Annotated in this window: 14 protein-coding genes; 8 read left to right on the forward strand and 6 right to left on the reverse strand. The window is 64.9% G+C overall.

The genetic code is table 11. From position 1 onward, the window contains the following. Positions 1 to 136 precede the first annotated feature (136 nt). The 3 genes from gap to HALRU_RS06400 all read left to right on the forward strand — a co-directional run bounded on the left by gap (position 137) and on the right by HALRU_RS06400 (position 4,476). Positions 137 to 1,210, forward strand: coding sequence for a type I glyceraldehyde-3-phosphate dehydrogenase (gene gap / locus HALRU_RS06390; protein ID WP_015300584.1), 1,074 nt, complete (start codon positions 137 to 139; stop codon positions 1,208 to 1,210). Between the two features lie 166 nt (positions 1,211 to 1,376). Further along, entirely contained in the window at positions 1,377 to 3,176 is a 1,800-nt protein-coding gene (locus tag HALRU_RS06395; RefSeq protein WP_015300585.1) for an SLC13 family permease, read from the forward strand. A gap of 88 nt (positions 3,177 to 3,264) precedes the next feature. Beyond that, positions 3,265 to 4,476: a phosphoglycerate kinase gene (locus HALRU_RS06400; protein WP_015300586.1), complete on the forward strand. Its 1,212-nt coding sequence runs from the start codon at positions 3,265 to 3,267 to the stop codon at positions 4,474 to 4,476. Positions 4,477 to 4,515: 39 nt separating this feature from the next. Here the strand turns inward: HALRU_RS06400 and HALRU_RS06405 are convergent, their stop codons facing one another. After that, the gene (locus tag HALRU_RS06405; protein ID WP_015300587.1) at positions 4,516 to 5,568 is read right to left on the reverse strand and encodes a zinc-binding dehydrogenase; all 1,053 of its coding nucleotides are present in this window, start codon (positions 5,566 to 5,568) and stop codon (positions 4,516 to 4,518) included. Positions 5,569 to 5,729: 161 nt separating this feature from the next. Beyond that, complete coding sequence (locus tag HALRU_RS06410) at positions 5,730 to 8,324, reverse strand: cation-translocating P-type ATPase (protein ID WP_015300588.1); 2,595 nt, start codon at positions 8,322 to 8,324, stop codon at positions 5,730 to 5,732. A gap of 161 nt (positions 8,325 to 8,485) precedes the next feature. On the opposite strand from HALRU_RS06410, the gene HALRU_RS06415 reads away from it, so the two are divergent. After that, on the forward strand, positions 8,486 to 8,935 hold the full coding sequence (locus HALRU_RS06415; protein ID WP_015300589.1) for a pyridoxamine 5'-phosphate oxidase family protein: 450 nt from the start codon (positions 8,486 to 8,488) through the stop codon (positions 8,933 to 8,935). 44 nt (positions 8,936 to 8,979) lie between these two features. Here the strand turns inward: HALRU_RS06415 and HALRU_RS06420 are convergent, their stop codons facing one another. The 3 genes from HALRU_RS06420 to HALRU_RS06430 all read right to left on the reverse strand — a co-directional run bounded on the left by HALRU_RS06420 (position 8,980) and on the right by HALRU_RS06430 (position 12,978). Further along, on the reverse strand, positions 8,980 to 10,197 hold the full coding sequence (locus HALRU_RS06420; RefSeq protein WP_015300590.1) for a phosphotransacetylase family protein: 1,218 nt from the start codon (positions 10,195 to 10,197) through the stop codon (positions 8,980 to 8,982). Then, positions 10,194 to 12,290 (reverse strand): acetate--CoA ligase family protein, encoded by a 2,097-nt coding sequence (locus HALRU_RS06425; RefSeq protein ID WP_015300591.1) that lies wholly within the window; start codon positions 12,288 to 12,290, stop codon positions 10,194 to 10,196. The genes HALRU_RS06420 and HALRU_RS06425 overlap by 4 nt, the downstream gene beginning before the upstream one ends. 91 nt (positions 12,291 to 12,381) lie before the next feature. Continuing rightward, positions 12,382 to 12,978 carry a DNA-3-methyladenine glycosylase family protein gene (locus HALRU_RS06430; protein ID WP_015300592.1) on the reverse strand — a complete coding sequence of 199 codons (597 nt, stop codon included), beginning with the start codon at positions 12,976 to 12,978 and terminating at the stop codon, positions 12,382 to 12,384. 183 nt (positions 12,979 to 13,161) lie between these two features. Between HALRU_RS06430 and HALRU_RS06435 the strand changes: the two genes are divergently transcribed. Together HALRU_RS06435 and HALRU_RS06440 are read left to right on the forward strand one after the other, a co-directional pair. Further along, positions 13,162 to 14,475, forward strand: coding sequence for a dicarboxylate/amino acid:cation symporter (locus tag HALRU_RS06435; RefSeq protein WP_015300593.1), 1,314 nt, complete (start codon positions 13,162 to 13,164; stop codon positions 14,473 to 14,475). A gap of 92 nt (positions 14,476 to 14,567) precedes the next feature. Further along, positions 14,568 to 15,038 carry a hypothetical protein gene (locus HALRU_RS06440; protein WP_015300594.1) on the forward strand — a complete coding sequence of 157 codons (471 nt, stop codon included), beginning with the start codon at positions 14,568 to 14,570 and terminating at the stop codon, positions 15,036 to 15,038. Between the two features lie 206 nt (positions 15,039 to 15,244). Here HALRU_RS06440 and HALRU_RS06445 read toward each other — a convergent pair whose 3' ends face one another. Then, the gene (locus HALRU_RS06445; RefSeq protein ID WP_015300595.1) at positions 15,245 to 16,399 is read right to left on the reverse strand and encodes an acyl-CoA dehydrogenase family protein; all 1,155 of its coding nucleotides are present in this window, start codon (positions 16,397 to 16,399) and stop codon (positions 15,245 to 15,247) included. A 115-nt stretch (positions 16,400 to 16,514) separates the two neighbouring features. Here HALRU_RS06445 and HALRU_RS06450 point away from each other — a divergent pair, with 115 nt between their 5' ends. Next, the gene (locus HALRU_RS06450; protein ID WP_015300596.1) at positions 16,515 to 18,488 is read left to right on the forward strand and encodes a 3-hydroxyacyl-CoA dehydrogenase/enoyl-CoA hydratase family protein; all 1,974 of its coding nucleotides are present in this window, start codon (positions 16,515 to 16,517) and stop codon (positions 18,486 to 18,488) included. A gap of 278 nt (positions 18,489 to 18,766) precedes the next feature. Then, positions 18,767 to 19,342 (forward strand): response regulator transcription factor, encoded by a 576-nt coding sequence (locus HALRU_RS06455; RefSeq protein WP_015300597.1) that lies wholly within the window; start codon positions 18,767 to 18,769, stop codon positions 19,340 to 19,342. Positions 19,343 to 19,382: the final 40 nt, after the last annotated feature.

Raw genomic sequence — 19,382 nt, forward strand, 5'->3', positions numbered from 1 at the left:
CACCGAGTGCCTTGCACGATCTCTCCGGTGAGGCCTGCCGGGTGCTCGTGCCGTAGACGCTCTTTCGAGCCTGAAATTCTCCGATGAGACGGTTTGAGGGCCAACAATCTTACTCGGTGGCGATGTCCGATCGAGTATGAGCGCCAGTACGAACGACAGTCACGGAGAATCCGGCGAACCGCTTCGAATCGGCATCAACGGCTTCGGGCGCATCGGTCGAAGCGTACTCCGTGCCTCGCTCGAGCACGACGATCTCGACGTGGTCGCGGTCAACGACGTGATGGACGACGACGATATGGCGTACCTGCTCCAGTACGACTCGGTTCACGGGCGTCTCGACGGGGTTTTCCGCGAGGGTGATACCATGTACGTCGGGTCACAGGAGGTCCAGTTGTGCTCCGAACCGGATCCGTCCGAGATCCCGTGGGACGACTTCGGCGCGTCCGTCGTCCTCGAGGCGACCGGCCTGTTTCGAACTCGCGACGAGGCGGCCCAGCACCTCGAAGCCGGCGCCGATCAGGTCCTCATCTCGGCGCCGCCGAAGGGCGACGAACCGGTTCCGATGTTCGTCTACGGGGTCAATCACGAGACGTACGACGGCGAGGCCATCGTCTCGAACGCCTCCTGCACGACGAACTCCGTCGCCCCGGTTATGCAAGTGCTGGACGAGGAATTCGGAATCGACTCGGGACTCCTCTTGACGGTCCACGCCTACACCGGGAGCCAGGGGCTGGTCGACGGGCCGCTCGAGAAGCGTCGTCGCGGCCGGGCGGCCGCCGAGAACATCGTCCCGACCACGACGGGTGCTGCGATCGCCACCACCGAGATCCTGCCCCAACTCGAGGGCACGTTCGACGGGCGCGCGATGCGTGTCCCGGTCCCGGATGGCTCCATCTCCGACCTCACGCTCAATCTCGAAACCGATGTCACCGAAGCCGACGTCGCCGACGCGATCCGGACGGCGGCCGACGGGAGACTCGCAGGGGTGCTCGGATACACGGACGACGAGATCGTCTCGCAGGACGTGGTCGGGTTACCGATTCCGTCCTACGTCGATCTGGAGTCCCTGATGGTCGTCGACGACGACATGCTGAAGATACTGGTCTGGTACGACAACGAGTACGGCTTCTCGCGACAGATGCTCGATCTCGCGGCCTACGTCGCGAGCGAAGGCGATCACGTCGCAACCGGTGCAGCCGTCGCCCACTGATCGAGCGCCAACATGCTGCGTGGTCGTCCGGGCAGTGCCCGACCGATATCGCCCGCTCGGGGGCCGGCGCGGAACAAATTCTGATTCGAATCTTCACGTCCCGGTGATGGTATCGTGATGGCACGAGAACCTATTTTGGCGTCGTTGTGGAACACCGTTCGATGCGATGGCCACGCTAACGACCGGGGCGTTGCTCGTCTTTCTGATCGTGGCCGTTGCGCTGGTCTTGTTCGTCACCGAACCGGTCCCCATCGACGTCACGGCCATCGGCATCATGGTGACGCTGATGGTGCTCGGTCCGTGGACGGGCATTTCGCCGAGCGACGGTGTCGCCGGGTTCTCCAACCCCGCGACGATCACGATCCTCGCAATGATGATCCTGAGTGAGGGCGTCCGTCGAACTGGTCTCATCCAGCGGCTCCAGACGATCGTGGCGTCCTACACCGGGACGAGCGAGTACAGACAACTGGGCGCGACCATCGGGATCGTCGGCCCGCTATCGGCGCTCATCAACAACACGGCCGCGGTCGCGGTGCTGGTACCGATGGTGAACGACCTCGCTCACGAGAACGGGACCTCCCCGTCGAAGCTCCTGTTGCCCCTGTCGTTCGCGTCGATGTTCGGCGGCATGCTCACCCTCATCGGGACGTCTACCAACCTCGTCGCCAGCAGTCTTTCCGCGAGCTACATCGATCGCTCCTTTTCGATGTTCGAGTTCACGCACCTCGGCGTCATCGTGTTTCTCGTCGGGTCGGCGTACCTACTCACGGTCGGATACTGGCTCGCCCCGTCCCACGTGACGCCGCGAAGCGACCGGGCGACGACGGCCAAGGAGGAGTATCTCACGGAACTGGTCGTTCGCGAACACTCCCCCGCGGTCGGGTTGACGGTTCGGGAGGCCCTGGAGCAAGTCGATTTCGAGGCCGAGGTCACCCAACTCATCCGGGACGATCGGTACAGTTTCAATCCGCCGCTATCGACGACCGTCCGGAGCGGCGACGTCTACACGGTCAGGCTCACCGACGACGCGCTCCAGACGCTGCTCGACGTGGACGGGATCGATCTCGTCCCCGGCGTCACGGCCGAGTCCGACCTGAAGGCGCTCCCGCCGGAGCGGACGCTCGTCGAAATCGTCCTCACGGCGGGGTCGGACCTGATCGGCGAAACGATCGACTCCGCCAGCTTTTCCGACGCGTACCGCGCCCGTGTGCTCGCCGTTCGACGCGGCGGCAAGATCACCCACGAGCGGTTGCCCGAGTTCAATTTCCGCCCGGGGGACGCGCTTCTCATCGAGTCCGAAGCCGAAACCGTCGATCGCCTCGCCAACGACCCGAACGTCATCGTCGCCGGCGATCTCGCACTCCAGCAGTTCCGCGGGTCGAAACTGCCCATCGCGATCGCCGTCGTCTTCGCCGTCGTGGGACTGGCCGCGCTCGGCGTCCTCCCCATCATGGTGTCAGCCCTGGCCGGCGTCGTGGTGATGCTCGCTGCGGGAGTCGTCAAGCCCGCCGAGGCCTACGAGGCCGTGCAGTGGGACGTCATTTTCCTGCTCGCCGGCGTCATCCCCTTGGGAAACGCGATGGCCGAGACCGGCGGCGCGGACGTCCTCGGTGCGATGGTCGTCTCGAGTGCGGATGTCTTGCCGGCGGTAGGCGTGCTCGGACTGTTCTACGTGCTTACGGCGGTCATGACCAACATGGTCAGCAATCAGGCGAGCGTCGTTTTGCTCATCCCGGTGGCGGTCGACGTCGCCGCCCGGATCGACGCTAACGCGTTCGCGTTCGTCCTCGCGGTGACCTTCGCAGCCAGTACGGCGTTCATGACTCCGGTCGGCTACCAGACCAACCTGTTCGTCTACGGGCCTGGAAAGTACCAGTTCGCCGATTTCATCCGCGTGGGCGGGCCGCTCCAGCTCCTGCTCGCGGTCGTGACGACCGCCGGCATCGCCGTTTTCTGGGGCGTGTAACGGAAACCGCTGCAGCGACCCTGTCGTCTCTCCCGACGCAGTGCCCCCGCTATCTAAGCATCTGCCCGTGTTCCGTGTCGGTATACCAATGTCCTCGTTTCGAACGATCGACAACCTGGAACCGGGCCGACGACTCCTCGTCCGGATCGACGTCAACGCTCCGGTCGAGGACGGCGTCGTCCAGGACGGCCGTCGCTTCGCCCGCCACGCGGAGACGATTCGAGATCTGCTCGCGGACGATCACGCCGTCGCCCTGCTGGCCCATCAGGGCCGGCCGGGTCGAGACACGTTCGTCTCGCTCGATCAGCACGCCGATATCCTCGGCGACCATCTGGGGCGGGAGGTCGACTTCGTTCCCGACACGTACGGCGAGGAGGCGCTCGCGGCGATCGACGCTTTCGATTCCGGCGACGTGCTCCTCCTCGAAAACGTGCGGATGTGTGACGGAGAACTGCCGGAAGCGGATCCCGGCGTCAAGGCCGAAACCGAGTTCGTCCGGACGCTCGCGCCGCGATTCGACGCGTACGTCGGCGACGCGTACTCGACGGCGCACCGCTCGCACGCCTCGATCGTCGGCTTTCCCCGCGTCATGGACGCGTACGCGGGCCGCGTGATGGAGGGCGAGTACACCGCGAACACCGCCATCAGGGAGCGATCATTCGACGGCCCGGTGACGATGGTGCTGGGCGGAACGAAGGCGGAGGACACGATCCCGGTCGTCGAACGTCTCGGCGACACCGTCGACCGGTTCTGCCTGGGCGGGATCGTCGGCGAACTCTTCTTGCGGACCGAGGGGTACGACGTCGGCTACGACGTCGAGGGGTCGGAGCTGTTCGACCACCAGTGGGACGATCATCGCGAGACTATCGAGCGCGTGCACGACTCGTACGACGAGAAGTTGTTCCTCCCGACCGACCTCGCGTTCGAGGGCGCGGACGGCGAGCGCGCGGAGGTCGACGTCGAGGGGGTCACCAAGGAAACTCCGTTCTTCGATGTCGGCTCTGAGACGGTCGAGCGCTACGCCGACCGCGTTTCGACGTCTGAAGCCGTCTTCGTCAAAGGGGCCCTCGGCGTCTTCGAGGACGAGCGGTTCGCCGACGGGACCGTCGCGGTTCTCTCGGCGATCGCCGACGCGGACTGCTTCTCGGTCGTCGGTGGGGGAGACACCGCACGATCGATCTCGGCGTACGATCTCGACGAATCCGACTTCTCCCGCGTTTCGATCGCCGGTGGGGCCTACGTCCGTGCACTCACCGGCGATCCGCTGGTCGGCGTCGACGTCCTCGAATCGGCGTCGTGACGCACCCGATCGGGGCGGGCCGCCTCGGCGATCTGCGAGCTACTCGAAGTCGATGAGCGGTTTGATGATGTCGTCCTCCTTCGTCTCCATCAGGCGGAACGCCTCGTCGATTTCGTCGAACGGGAACTCGTGCGTGGTCATGTGCGTCGGATCCACGCGGTCGCGATCCAGCAGGCGAAGCAGTCGCTGGAGTCGGAGTCGGCCACCGGGACAGAGGCCGGTGGCGATGTCCTTCTCGGCCATGCCGACGCCCCAGGCTTCCCGGGGGATGTTGACGTACTCGCCTTCGCCGTGGTACCCCGTGTTCGAGATCGTGCCGCCGGCTTTGGTGACCTCGATGCACTGCTCGAAGGTCCCGCTCGTTCCGAGCGCCTCCATCGCGGCGTCGACGCCCTCGCCATCGGTGAGGTCCATGATCTGTTCGACCGGATCGCCCTCGGCGAAGTCGACGACGTCGTCGGCACCGTAGGTTTGCGCGAGCTCCTGTCTGTTCTGGACCGTCTCGACGGCGATGATGTGCCCGGCGCCCTGAAGCTCCGCGCCTTTCGTGGCCATCAATCCGACCGGCCCCTGCGCGAACACGGCGACCGTTCCGCCGACCGGGATATCGGCGTTCTCCGCTCCCATGAACCCAGTACTCATCATGTCAGTGACGTAGACCGCTTCCTCGTCGCTCACGCCGTCGGGGATGTGGGCCATGTTCGCGTCGGCCTCGTTCACGTGGGCGTAGTCGGCGAAGGTTCCGTCCTTGACGTTCGCGTACTTCCACCCGCCGAGTGCCTCGTTTGACTGTGACGGGTGATCGTCCTGGGCGGCGGCGGACCCCCAGTCGGGGGTGATGGCGCCGACGGCGACCCGATCGCCCGGCTCGAACTGCGCGACCTGATCGCCGACTTCCTCGACGACGCCCACGACCTCGTGTCCCAGCGTCAGGTTCTCTCGTTCGCCGATCGCACCGTGAACGGTGTGGACGTCCGAGGTACAGACCAGCCCCTTCGTCGGCCGGATGACGGCGTCTGTTGGCCCCGCTTCGGGCGGTTCTTTCTCCGCGAATCCGGTTTCTCCCACTTCTTCCATGACGAACGCGTCCATTGGGTGTCCCTCCACCGGGTTCGACACCGTTCGGACAAATAGTCTATGGGGGTGATTACACGGGTGAAGTCGGCACTGGAACGTGCGCCGGTCGAGGTCGATACTCGGTGTCGGTCGCGCGGCGTGACCAGTCGGGCCGATAGCGAACACTCGGCAGCGGCTCACCCCGTCGCCGATCGCCAGTTTCTGAGCGCTGCGGTAACGACGAGGTGGCCCACGAGGCAGAGCCCCACGACGCCGCCGAGTATCCCCCAGTCCGCGGGCCCCAGCGCCACCGTTCCGAAGTACCGGTTGAGCGGTGTGTAGAGGACGGCCAGTTGCGCGACGAGCGACGTGGCGATCGCGGCGGCGAGCCAGGGGTTCGTAACCGTCGGCGTCTCGCGCAGTCGGCGGATGACGTACAGTTTCTCGAACTCGACGACCACGAACGCGGTGAACACCATCGTCATCGCGTACGCCGTCGTCTCGGACGCGCCGCCGAGCGCGTACGCCGCGAGGCCCAGCACGACGACCGTGGTCACGGCGGCGGTGGCACCGATCACCTCCAGCATCTCCCGGTCGACGATGCCGCGACCCGCGCCGCGCGGCGGGCGGTCCATCACGTCTTCACTACCGGGATCGGCGCCGAGTGCCAGCGCCGGTAATCCGTCGGTCAGCAGGTTGATCCACAGGAGTTGTACGGCCGGAAGCAGGAGGTAGCCGTACAGGGAGGCCACGAAGACGATCGCCACCTCCGCGGCGTTCGCGCTGAGGAGGTAGGCGACGAATTTCCAGACGTTGTCGAAGATAGCCCGTCCCCGCTCGACTGCGCGCTCGATCGTCGCGTAATTGTCGTCGAGCAGGACGACGTCCGCTGACTGTCTGGCGACGTCGGTGCCGCGAACCCCCATCGCGACGCCGACGTCGGCGTTCTTCAGCGCCGGTGCGTCGTTGACGCCGTCGCCAGTCATCGCGACACGGTGACCACGAGCCTGGAGCGCGCGCAAGATGCGGACCTTGTGTTCCGGTGACGTGCGAGCGAACACGTCGACGTGATCGACCCGTTCCCGGAGCTCGTCGTCGGCCATCGATTCGATCTCGCGGCCCTCCAGGACGGTCGACTCGAACCCGAGCGTCTCGCCGACCGCCGTCGCCGTCCGGACGTTGTCGCCGGTCACCATCTTGACGTCGATGCCGGCGCGTTCGGTCGCCGCGATCGCATCGGCGACCTCTTCGCGCGCCGGGTCGATCATGCCGACCAGCCCGACGAACGTGAGCCCGTCGCGGAGGTCGTCCGCGTCTGCGACTTGCTCGCACGTGGCCATCCCGAGGACCCGGAGCGCATCGTCGGCGAACGCTTCTACTCGTGATGCGATCCGCTCGCGCCCAGCGTCGGTGAGCGTTTTCGCTCCTTCGGCCGTCAGCACCCGATCACAGTTCTCCACGACGATCTCCGGGGCCCCTTTGACGTAGCCGACGTCGTCGTGCACGGTCCCCATCCACTTGCGGTCCGAGGAAAACGGGATCTCGTCGCTCCGGGGATGGGCGGTCCGGAGTCCCTCGACGTCCAGGCCACGACGATCGGCTGCCTCGACGAGCGCGACTTCGGTCGGGTCGCCTCCCTCAAGCGTGGCGTCGTTACACAGTGCCCCGATTCGCACCAACAGGGCCTCGCGGTCGGTCGGGTCGTGTGTCCCCGCTGATTCGGTCTCGTGTGTCACCTCGTCTCCGGCGACGACGGCGTCGTTTACCCAGAGACGACGCACTGTCATCTCGCCTCTCGTGAGCGTCCCGGTCTTGTCCGTGCAGATGACGTCGACGGAGCCGAGCGCTTCGACCGCTGGGAGTCGTCGTACCAGCGCGTTCTCGTCGGCCATCCCTCGAACCCCGATGGCGAGCGTCAGCGTCACTACGGCGGGCAACCCCTCCGGAATCGCGGCGACGGCGAGCGAGACGGCGGTGAGCGCGGCCTGGACCGCGCCGGTGCCCCTGAGGATCAGCAACGGTGCGACCAGCGCCGACAGGAGGAGGATTCCGATCCCGAGACTACGTCCCAGGTCGTCGAGTTCCGACTGTAGCGGCGTCTCGGTCTCTTCGGTTCCGGCGAGTTCCCCGGCGATGTCGCCGACCTCTGTTGCCATGCCGGTAGCGGTCACGACGGCCGCGCCTTTCCCGCGGGTGACGTTCGTCGCCTTGTAGACCATGCCCTTTCGCTCGGCCAGCGGCGTGTCCGCCTCGACTGCGGTCGTCGTCTTCGAAACCGGGACGCTCTCGCCCGTGAGCGCCGCCTCGTCGACATTCAGATCAGTTTCCGAGATGACGCGGGCGTCTGCGGGTACGACGTCGCCGCTCCGCAGGACGATCGCGTCGCCGGGAACGAGTTCTGTCGCCTCGATCTCGCTCGGTTCGCCGTCCCTCCGGACGGTCGCCGTCGGGGCCGCCAGCTCCCGCAGCGACTCGAGGCTGCGTTCGGCGCGGTAGTCCTGAAAGAACCCGAAGATGCCGTTGGCCCCGACGATGATCACGATCAACACCGCGTCGACGGTCTGTCCGGCCCACGTCGAGAGAAGGGCCGCGAACAGCAGGACCCAGATCAACACGCTGTCGAACTGGGCGAGAAAGATGTCCAGCGGCGACCGGCCGCCCGACCGGACTATCTCGTTCTCGCCATACGCGTCGAGTCGATGTTGGGCCTCGTCGGTGGATAGTCCAGCGATTTCCGTCTCCAGCGCGTCGAGGACCTGCTCCGTTGGGTGCGCGTGCGGTGGATCGTCCATCGGCTTCGTACTGATTTCCCCGTCTACCGACGAGACAATGAAACGGGGGTCACACTCCGCGGCAGAACGCAGTTCACTGCCACCGTCGAGAGTTCGTTTCACTGCCACCGTCGCGAGTCCGGTGGAGCGGTATTTTCCATCTGTGAGTGGTGGGGTGTCACATGCAAGGGCTTCGATGGGTCCAGATGAACGACGAAGAGATCGACGAGTTCCTCGGGCGCGGGGGGACGGGCGTCATCTCCTTCGCGACGCCGGACGACGAATCGCCCGCTTCGATTCCGGTCTCCTACGGGTACAACGCGACCGACCGAACGTTCTACTTCAACCTCTCGTCACCCGCCGAGAGACGCGAGGACGGGCTCGTCGAAGAACCCGTTTCGTTCGTCGTCCACCAGCAGTCAGACAGCGGGTGGCGAAGCGTCGTCGCGACCGGTCGGTTGGAGGACGTCTCCGAGATGCCGTACGCCTCGGACGCCATCCAGGGAATGTGGGCGATCGAAATCCCGATCGTCGACGTCTTCGACCGGCCGCGGCGGGAAATTACGTTTCAGCACTATCGACTCGTTCCTGAGTCGGTATCCGGCCGAAAAGAGGTCTCGACGGACGACTGATCCAGTATGCTCGTCGCTTCACCGAGCGCCGTCACCGGGGTGGCTCACTCGGTTCCGAGGAGCTCCGCCACGGCGGCGTGATCGGTGAGCAGTTCGTGCATTCGCCGGACGGTGGCCTCGTCCTGTGTGCGTCCGCCCCGAACGATCGACTCCGTGCGCTCGACCGTGGTCAACGTGTCCGACTGCACCGACAGGATGGGCACCGACCGTTCGGTCGCCGTGCCGAGGATGCGACCGGATGGATGGTGCCCGCCGGTCAGGATGAGACACCGGATGCCGGACGCTTCGAGTGCCGCGGCTTGAACGTCCGCTCGGTCACCGCCAGTGATGACGGCAGCGTCTCTGGTTCGCCTGAAGTATCTGAGCGCGCTGTCTGCCCCCATCGCCGCGACGGAGAAGCGCTCGACGTATCGGTCGGTCCCCTCCTCGACGAGGACGGAGGCGCCGAGTTCGTCAGCCAGATCGGCGACCGTCACCCCGGAGAGTTCCTGCACTCGCGGGACGATCCCGTAGACCGGAACGCCGCGCCCTTCGAGGAACGGAACCACGTCGGTCTCGAGGTCGTCGTACGCCGCGTCCGCGACGTCGTTGAAGATCACGCCAGCCAGCCGGTCGCCGAACGCGCGGCTGGCTGCGAGCACGTCGTCGACGTCGCCGGGACGTTCGTACGGAGCCACGAGCACCACGCGGGCGTCGAGCAGCTCTGCGACGTCGGCGTCCGTGAGGTCGACGATCTCCCCGACGGTGTACTCGCCGGCCCCTTCGACGAACATTCGGTCCGTTTCGCCGGTGAGTTCGTCGAACGCCTCGCGGACGCGCTCGCGGAGGTTTTCGGGGGTTTCGCGACCTCTGATGACCTGTTCGACGAACGTCGGTGAGTAGACGATCGGTTCGAGCGTCGACACGTCCGCATCGATGCCGAGCAGTTCCTTCGCCAGCAGGGGGTCCGCGTCGAGCGTCTTCCCGACGTTGCTCTGTAGTCGAGTGCCCTTCGGCTTCATGTACCCCACACGCTCGCCGTTGTCCGACGCGAGCTGGGCCAGCGCCAGCGTGATCGCCGTCTTGCCAGTACTCTCCTCGAGTGAGGCGATCAGCAGCGTCTCCGCTCCGCCGTCCGCTCGTGCGTCGGTCTGTCGCGCCGTCGCGTCGTCGGGTCGTGTGTCGTCCGGGCCGTCCATCGCTTCGTCGTGTCGCGTTTCGTTCGATCGATCCGTCGCGTCGTCGCTCGCCGTTCGTTCGGCTGTCGTGTCGGTGTCTGTCATAGTTCCTCCGTGTCGACGGTTGCCCTGAGGTCGATCGCTTGCACGCCGTCCGGGCCGGCGACGAGCGGGTTGACGTCCAGTTCCACCAGTGCGGGGAAGTCGGTGACCAGTTGCGAGAGCCGTCCCAGCGTCTCGACGATGGCATCGATATCCGCGGGTTCCCGTCCGCGAGCCCCGCGCAACAGCGGTGCTGCCGTGATCTCGTCGACCATGCTCCGGGCTTCCGTCTCCCCGATGGGGGCGACGCGGATCGACGTGTCCTCCAGGATCTCGACGAAGATGCCGCCCAGACCGAACAGCAACAGCGGGCCAAATTGCGGATCGCGGTTCATCCCGACGATGGTCTCCGTCGCAGCGTCGAGATCCACCATCTCCTGGATCTGTACGCCGAGGATCGACGCGGTCGGCTGGTAGTTTCGCGCGCGAGCGACGAGGTCCTCGTAGGTGTCTTCGACCTCGTCGACTGCAACGCCGACGGCCACGCCGCCGATGTCCGACTTGTGCGAGATGTCGGGGCTGACGATCTTCATCACCACGTCGGCGTCGATGTCTTCGGCGACGTCGCGGGCCCGGATCGGGTCGTCGACGATCTCCGACGTCGGCGTCGGAATGCCGTACGCGTCGAGGAGGTCCATCGATTCGACACCGAGGCGGTTGTCCGTCCGGTCCGCAGCGCGTTCGAGGATCGATCGGGCGCGCTCCCTGTCGACGTCGTATGCTGTCGGGTCGTCCGCCGCACGACCGGTGATCTCGTCGTGTTGAGCCAGTGCGTCGAGACCGGCCACCGCCCGTGAGGGGTCGAAGTAGTTCGGCACACCGGCGTCGCGCAGTATCCCCTCGGCCGTATCGACTCGCGATCCGCCCATCAGACAGGTCACGATCGGTGTCTCGTACGACTCGCGCACGTCGAGGACCATCTCTGCGAGGGCTTCGTACTGGAGTACTGCCGTGGGGGCCGAGACGACGATCGCGCTCCCGACGTTCGGGTCGGCCAGTGCCTGTTCGAGCGCCGTCCGGAACCGGTCGACGTCCGCGTCGCCGATCACGTCGATCGGGTTGTAGACGGCTGCCTCCTCGGGCATCGAATCTGTGAGTTCCCCGATGGTGGCGTCTTCGAACGACGCGAGTTCGAGCGAGGAGTCGCCGACGGCGTCGGTCGTCAGGACGCCAGGCCCACCGGCGTTCGTGACGATCGCGACGCCCTCGGACTCCAGCGTCGAGAGCCCCGAGAGGCCGCGGGCGTAGTCGAACAGTTCCTCGACCGTGGACGCGCGGATCACGCCCGCCTGATCGAGGCCGGCCCTGTAGGCCTCCTCACTGCCGGCGATGGCGCCCGTGTGCGAGGAGGCGGCCTGTGCGCCAGCGTCCGTTCGGCCAGATTTCACGAGGACGACCGGCGTCTCTGACGTAACCTCGCGGGCCGCCTGCACGAATGCCTGGCCGTCTTCGATCCCTTCGAGGTAGCCGACGATGACGTCGGTGCCCTCGTCTTCGTCCCACGCGCGGAGGAAGTCCACCTCGTCGAGAACCGCCTTGTTCCCGACGGAGACGACGTGGCGGAACGAGATGCCCTCCTCGTTCGCCCAGTCGAGGACGGCCGTGATGAACGCCCCCGACTGGCTCATGAAGGAGATCGAGCCTTCCCGGGCGATGTCGGGCCCGAACGTGGCGTTGAGGCCTGCAGGCGTCGACATGACGCCCAGGCTGTTCGGCCCGACGAGGTCGATGTCGTACTCCTCGGCGATCGCACGCAGTTCTCGTTCGCGTTTCGCGCCCTCGCTCCCACTCTCGCCGAAACCGGCCGTGATGACCACGACGTTTCGGGTCCCCGCTTCGCCGAGGTCCCGGACCGCGTCGAGGACGGCCGGCGGTGGGACGACGACGACGCCGAGGTCTATCGACGGTGCGCTCGCGACGTCCGGATAACAGTCGTAGCCGAGCACCGTGTCCCGGCCGGGGTTGATCGGGACGATCTCGCCGTCGTAGTGTTCGTCCAGGTTCGTCACGAGCGCGCGTCCGATCGATCCGTCGCGGTCCGTGGCGCCGACGATACCAACTCGTTCGGGCTCGAAGAGCCCTGTGAACCGTCCCATCGTTCGGACGAATGCGTTCGGGTACCGTAAAACCTCACCAGCGTTCCAGCGGAGTGGGACCGATGTCCGTTCTCATAGCACCGGACCCCGGTCAGTCGTCGTCTTCGTAGGCGGCCCAGATGTATCGCGTCCCGACGGATCGATACGGGCGCCAGGGGTCCGCGACGGTCCGCATCTCCGCGCGCGTCATCTCCTCACCGTCGCCGTACAACTGCTGGATGCCGTTCCGTATCGCCAGATCTCCGAGGGGAAGGACGTCGGGCCGCTCGAGGACGAACAGGAGGTACATCTCCGCCGTCCACTCGCCGATTCCCTTGATCTCCGTCAGTCTGTCGACGACCTCGTCGTTCGAGTGGTCGGCCAGGCCCGATCGGGTGAGATCGGTCTCGTCGAACGCGCGGGCGGCGTTGCGCAGGTACTCGACTTTCGTCCCCGAGAGGCCGGCGTCCAACAGCGGCTGGTCCGCGGTCGAGAGCACGCGATCCGGCGTTATCTCGTCGTCTAGGACCTCGTACACCCGCCCTCTGATCGCGTTCGCACTCGCGGTCGAGAGCTGCTGGTTGATGATCGAGACGCAGAGGCGCTCGAACTCGTCCCGCTCCGTTTCCGTGTACGGGTCGTAGGTCTCGACGAGCTCCGCCATCACCGGATCGGTTCGCAGCACGCCGTGAGCCTCGTCGGTGAACATTCTGGTTGCCAGCTGAACGGTCCTGTGGGGTACGTACCTTTCGATTCTCCCCCTCGATGGGACCATCTGTCGCGTACTGGTCCGGACGGGGCGACGCCGAATTCGGCCGCAGATGGTTTTCACCATCTGAGACGTATGGTGGCCTATAACACACTTCGCGGAATGCGCTGAGCCGAGTACGCAATGTCACGTTCCACACTGTTCGCGACGTGGTCGCGGTATCGGTCGATTCCCATCGTGTACCGAATCGGGGCTGCGTTCGTCCTCGGCTCGATCGTCGGTCTCGTAGTCGGCACACCGGCGACACAACTCCAGCCGCTCGGTGATCTCTTCGTGAGACTCCTGAGTATGATCGTCCTCCCGATCATCGTGTTCACCCTCCTGATGGGGATCAGGGGACTCACCCCGTCGAAACTCGGTCGGATCGGCGGGCAAGTCGTCGGCCTGTATCTGCTCACGTCAGCCGCCGCCGTGTTCATCGGGCTCGCGCTGGCAAATACGATCAGTCCTGGAACGGGACTGGAACTTACATCGGGCGAAGCCGACACCCAGTCACCACCGCCGTTCGAGGAGGTGATCCTGGGTATCGTTCCGGAGAATCCGATCGGGTCGATGGCCAACGCGGAGATCCTTCCGACGATCTTCTTCGTCATCGTCTTCGGCCTGGCGCTGGCGATGGTCGCAGAAACCACCGACAGCGATCGAGTCCGGACGGGGATCGAAACGATCTTCGACGTTGCCGAGGCGGGTGCCGAAGCGATGTTCAAGATCGTCTGGGGTGTCATGGAGTACGGGGTGATCGGCGTCTTTGCCCTGATGGCTGCGGTCTTCGCGGAGGCTGGCGTGACTGCTGTCACGACCTTCGCCGTCCTCATCGGCACGCTGGCGCTCGCCGTGACGCTGCACGTGCTGCTCGTTCACCTCGGGGCGATTATTCTGGTTCTGGTTGGGGAGTCGCCCGTCGCCTTCCTCGCCGGTGCGAAGGAGGCACTGATCACGGCGTTGAGCATCCGATCGAGCAGCGGCACCCTCCCGGTCACGATGTCGAACGCCGACGAGAACTTCCACATCGACGAGAGCGTCTACGGCTTTTCACTGCCGCTCGGGGCGACGATCAACATGGACGGGACGGCCCTCTATCAGGGCGTCGCAGCGATTTTCGCGGCGAATCTGGCTGGCGTCTCCTTGACTCTCGGCGAACAGGTAACCGTCGTCGCCATCGCCGTGTTGGCGAGTATCGGCGCTGCCGGCGTTCCGGGGGCCGGCCTCATCATGCTCACGATGGTGTTGACCCAGCTGGGACTTCCACTCGCCGTCGTCGCGTTCGTCGCCGGTGTCGATCCGATCCTCGACAGACTCCGCACGATGACGAACGTTAGTGGTGATCTCGCGGTGACGACCCTCGTCGCCTCGTGGAACGACGCGATCGACTTCGACAGGGGGTCCTGGATCGGCGACCACGCAGGCCAGTCCGGCCCTGTTCCGAGCGACGATTGACCGGCTATCCACCATCGTCGAATGGGCAGCTGAGTCGACCTCCGTATCCGGCGGACCCGAAACGAATTCAGTCCTCGGAGCGTACACTGGGTGTGACTACGAGCACCGGTGGCGGGACCCTTCGGGAGTTCTGGCAGTTCTATCGGCGGTACGTGGAGACACCGATCCACGCCCTCTCGGTCGCAGCACTCGCTATGTTTGGGATCCTGGTCTTCGTGGACTCACTGTTCGCGCTTCTGGCCATCGCGTCGTACGTCGTTCCACCGATCGTCCTCTTTTCGATCGGCTGGTCCACGCCGGCCAAGCGGGACTTCGAACCCGACGAACGCTCCGCAAACCGTGCCCGGCGATCAGATCCGCAGTCGGCCGAACGCGGCACCGCAACGACCCGATCGAACCCACCCGCTCGCGCCTCGGTCCGCGACGGCGATGCGGATTCGGACAGCGACGACGGAGATTCAGACTCGGATAGTGATGGGAGTGATTCGGATTCTGATAGCGACGGCACTGACACTGATTCTGACAGCGACGGCACCGATACGGACTCTGATAGCGACTCGTAAGCGATTCCGGTGGCCGGGAGCGCGTCCGAACGGGAGTGAGGGCGCGCTCCCCGGGGAAAGGCTGGCTTACAACAAGCACGTTGTACCGCGAGCAGACACTGTCTGCGAGCGGGCCGACGACCCCACCGAAGGTGGGGGAGGAGTGCTTTTCATCAACGTTTTGCCGAGGGCCGGCGAAGCCGGCCCGCAGCGCAAAAGGTTGGTTCCTAGAACGCGCCCTTGCCGAGCAGTTCGCGGGCGATGACGTTCTTCTGGATTTCGGTGGTTCCCTCGTAGATCTGGGTGATCTTGGCGTCGCGGTAGAAGCGTTCGACGGGGAAGTCGTTGACGTAGCCGGCGCCGCCGTGGATCTGGACGGCTTCGTTGGCGGCGTCGACGGCGATGCGGGAGGCGTACTCCTTGGCCATGGAGGCCAGCTTGGTGATGTCTTCGCCCTGGTCGACCTTCCAGGCGGCCTTGTAGGTGAGGTTCCGGGCGGCCTCGGCCTCGGTGGCCATGTCGGCGATCTTGTGCTGGATGGCCTGGAAGTCCGAGATCGGGCGGCCGAACTGTTCGCGGTCCTGTGCGTACTCGAGGGAGGCCCGGAGTGCGCCTTTGGCGATCCCGACGCCCTGCGCGGCGACGGCGGTTCGGGTTTCGTCGAAGAACTGCATCTGCTGCATGAAGGCGGCGTCCTGCGTACCGATCAGGTTCTCCTCGGGGACGCGGACGTCGTCGAAGATGAGCTCGGCGGTGTCGGAGGCGCGGATGCCCAGCTTGCCGGTGATCTTGTCGGCCTCGAAGCCGTCGCGGTCGGATTCGACGACGATCTGCGAGAAGCCGTTGTAGCGGCCCTCGGCGTCTGGGTTGGTTTCACAGAGGACGACGAAGAAGTCGCCGATGGAGCCGTTGGTGATCCACATCTTGTTGCCGTTGATCACCCACTCGTCGCCGTCTTTCTCCGCCTGTGTGGAGACGGAAGAGACGTCCGACCCGGTGTCGGGTTCTGAGATTGCGGCACCGGTGATCGCCTCGCCAGCGGCGACGGGTTCGAGGAATCGTTCCTTCTGTTCGTCCGTACCGAAGTGCATGATCGACTCGCAGCCGAACGAGGTGGAGATGATAGAGAGCCCGATACCGGCGTCGACGGCGAACAACTCCTCGACGATCATGGCAACTTCGAGCGAGCCGTAGCCGGCGCCGCCGTACTCGATCGGGATGTGCGGCCCGAGCAGGCCCATGTCGGCGGCCTTGTCGATGATCTCGTGGGGGTACTTTTCCTCGACGTCGTACTCCTCGGCGACGGGGGCGATCTCGTTTTCCGCGAAGCGTCGAACCTCTTCGCGAAGTTGTTTCTGCTCGTCGGTGAGTTCGAAGTCCATACCTGTGACATGCCTCCACACCCGTAAAGAGTTTTGTAACCCGAAGTAAACTGAAGATTGGTTTCCTCGGGGAGCGAGGGAAACGTTGAAACGGGATCACGTCGCATAGTCGGGCATGGATCTTGAAGAGATCAACACCGTCGCAGTTCTCGGTGCGGGAAACATGGGCCACGGCATCGCGGAGGTCGCGGCCCTCGCTGGGTACGACGTGTGCCTGCGCGACATCAAAGAGGAGTTCGTCCAGAACGGTTACGAGCAGATCGAGTGGTCGCTGGGCAAGCTCGCCGAACGGGAGCAGATCTCGGAGGCTGACGCCGACGAGGCGCTCGATCGGATCACACCGCTCGTCGACGTGGGTGAGGCAGTCGGTGATGCGGACGTCGTCATCGAGGCCGTCCCGGAGAAGATGGACATCAAGAAGGACGTCTACAGCGAGGTCGAGGAACACGCTCCCGACCGGACCATCTTCGCGACGAACACATCGAGCCTCTCGATTACGGAACTGTCCGAGGTGACGGACCGCCCCGAACAGTTCTGTGGGATGCACTTCTTCAACCCGCCCGTGCGCATGCAACTGGTCGAGGTTATCTCGGGCGCGCACTCGTCAGACGAGACGCTCGATGCGATCGGTGGCCTGGCCGAGGACTTCGGGAAGACGCCCGTCCGCGTCCACAAGGATTCGCCCGGGTTCATCGTCAACCGCGTGCTCGTTCCCCTGATGAACGAGGCGGCGTGGATGGTCTACGAGGACGAGGCCACCGTCGCGGCGGTCGACTCCACGGCGAGCTACGACATGGGACTCCCGATGGGGCTGTTCGAACTCACGGACCAGGTCGGGCTCGACGTCGGCCTCCACGTCCAGGAGTACATGCACGAGACGCTGGGCGAGGCCTACAAGCCGTGCCCGATGACCGAGGAGAAGGTCGAAGCCGGTGAACTGGGCAAGAAATCCGGCAAGGGCGTTTACGACTACGAGGACGGCGACGGCGTCGAGATTCCGACCGACGCTGGCGCCGAGTGGATCGAGGACCGCCTGCTGGCCGTGATGGCGGACGAGGTCGCCCAGTTGATCGACGACGACGTGGCCGGTCCGGACGCTATCGACCGCGCGATGCAACTCGGTGCAGGCTTCCCCGATGGGCCTGCGAAGCTGGCAGACGACCGCGGTCTCGACGACCTGTTCGAGGCACTCGAATCGACGTACGAGGAGAGCGGGGCCGCACGTCACGAGCCATCCGACGCGTTCGCCGAGGCTGCCGAGGACGGCCAGTTCTACGCGGGCGACGACGCGGGCGGGGAGGACATCGTCTCGTTCGACGCGATCGCCGTCGAGGTCGATGGCAAGGTCGGTCACATCCAGATCGACCGGGCCCACCGGATGAACACGATCACGACCGACATGATCGAAGAGATCGACGTCGCGATCGATCAGCTCGTCGACGACGACGCAGTTCGTGCCATCTTGCTCACCGGCGACGGCGATCGAGCGTTCTCGGCCGGGTTCGACGCCTCCACCGCAGCGGCGGGAAGCGGCATCGAAGCGGCCGAACTGTCCCGGCTGGGCCAACGTGTCTTCGGTCGACTCGAAGCAATTCCGGTTCCGGTGCTCGCGGCTATCGATGGGTACTGTCTCGGCGGTGGGATGGAACTGTCCGCCTGTGCCGACATGCGGATCGCCAGCGAACGATCCCAGTTCGGTCAGCCCGAACACAACCTCGGACTGCTTCCCGGCTGGGGCGGCACCCAGCGCCTGCCGCGAATCGTCGGGGAAGGTCGCGCCAAGGAGATCATCTTCACGGCACGCAACGACTACGACCCCGAGACGATGGCCGACTACGACTTCGTCAACGAAGTCGTTCCAACAGCGGAGTTCGAGGACCGGGCCTGGGAACTGGCCCGTGATCTCGCTGCCGGCCCACCGATCGCGATGAAGTTCACCAAGCGCGCGATGCTCGCCGGTCGCGATGGTGTCGACGCTGGCCTCGAGGTCGAGTCGAGTTCGTTCGGCCACCTGTTCACCACTGACGACCTGTGGGAAGGCCTGTCTGCGTTCCAGTCGGATCGCGATCCCGAATTCGAGGGCGAATAACGTCGCGCCTGGCTGATCGCAGCCATCGGATTGCTGGTGCTGTTTCGATTACTATTTGAGTTGGGTTGGTGGACTCTCACCGTGTACCGTTCCACACCGGTCACGGTTGCGCCTGGACCGGACAATCGGATTACCTGTCTTCTTGTTGGCACCCCCAGGTCGATCTGCGCCAAATTCAATGTCGGAAAGTCTACAACTGGTCGCGAGATTTATCATGGAGTGATACCATTCGTCCAACGTGGCAGTACCGATGGTGATGGAACGGGAGGGGTCGACGGATGAGTGACGACGAACCCGACGTTCTCGTCGTCGACGACGAAGCGAGACTCGCGGATCTCTTTGCGGCGTGGATCGGCACGGAGTACACCGTCGAGACCGCCTACGACGGCGAGGAAGCCCTCTCGAAGATGAGTGACTCGGTCGAGATCGTGTTGCTGGATAGACGGATGCCGGGGCTCTCGGGAGACGAGGTGTTGAGCGAGATTCGCGATGCCGGCTACGATTGTCGCGTCGTCATGGTGACCGCCGTCGATCCGGACTTCGACATCATCGAGATGGGATTCGACGACTATCTCGTCAAACCGGTCTCGAAAGACGAACTGTTCGAGATGATCGACTCCGTCCTCAGCCGCTCTGTGTACGAATCTGACATCCAGGAGTACTACGCGCTGGTCTCGAAGAAAGCGCTGCTCGAATCCGAGAAGGCCGAGCGCGAACTCGAGACGAACGAGGAGTACCAGGAACTCGTCGGCCGCGTCGACGAGTTGCGCGCAGAGGTCGACGAGAGCGTCTCGGGAATGCAATCGCACGACGACTTCGTCGGTGCGTTTCAGGATCTGCAGTCCGAAAACTGAGTGTTCGCGTTCGGCGGCGTGGTGACGCCCCGTTTTCCTG

The sequence above is a fragment of the Halovivax ruber XH-70 genome (assembly GCF_000328525.1).
GTDB lineage: Archaea > Halobacteriota > Halobacteria > Halobacteriales > Natrialbaceae > Halovivax > Halovivax ruber.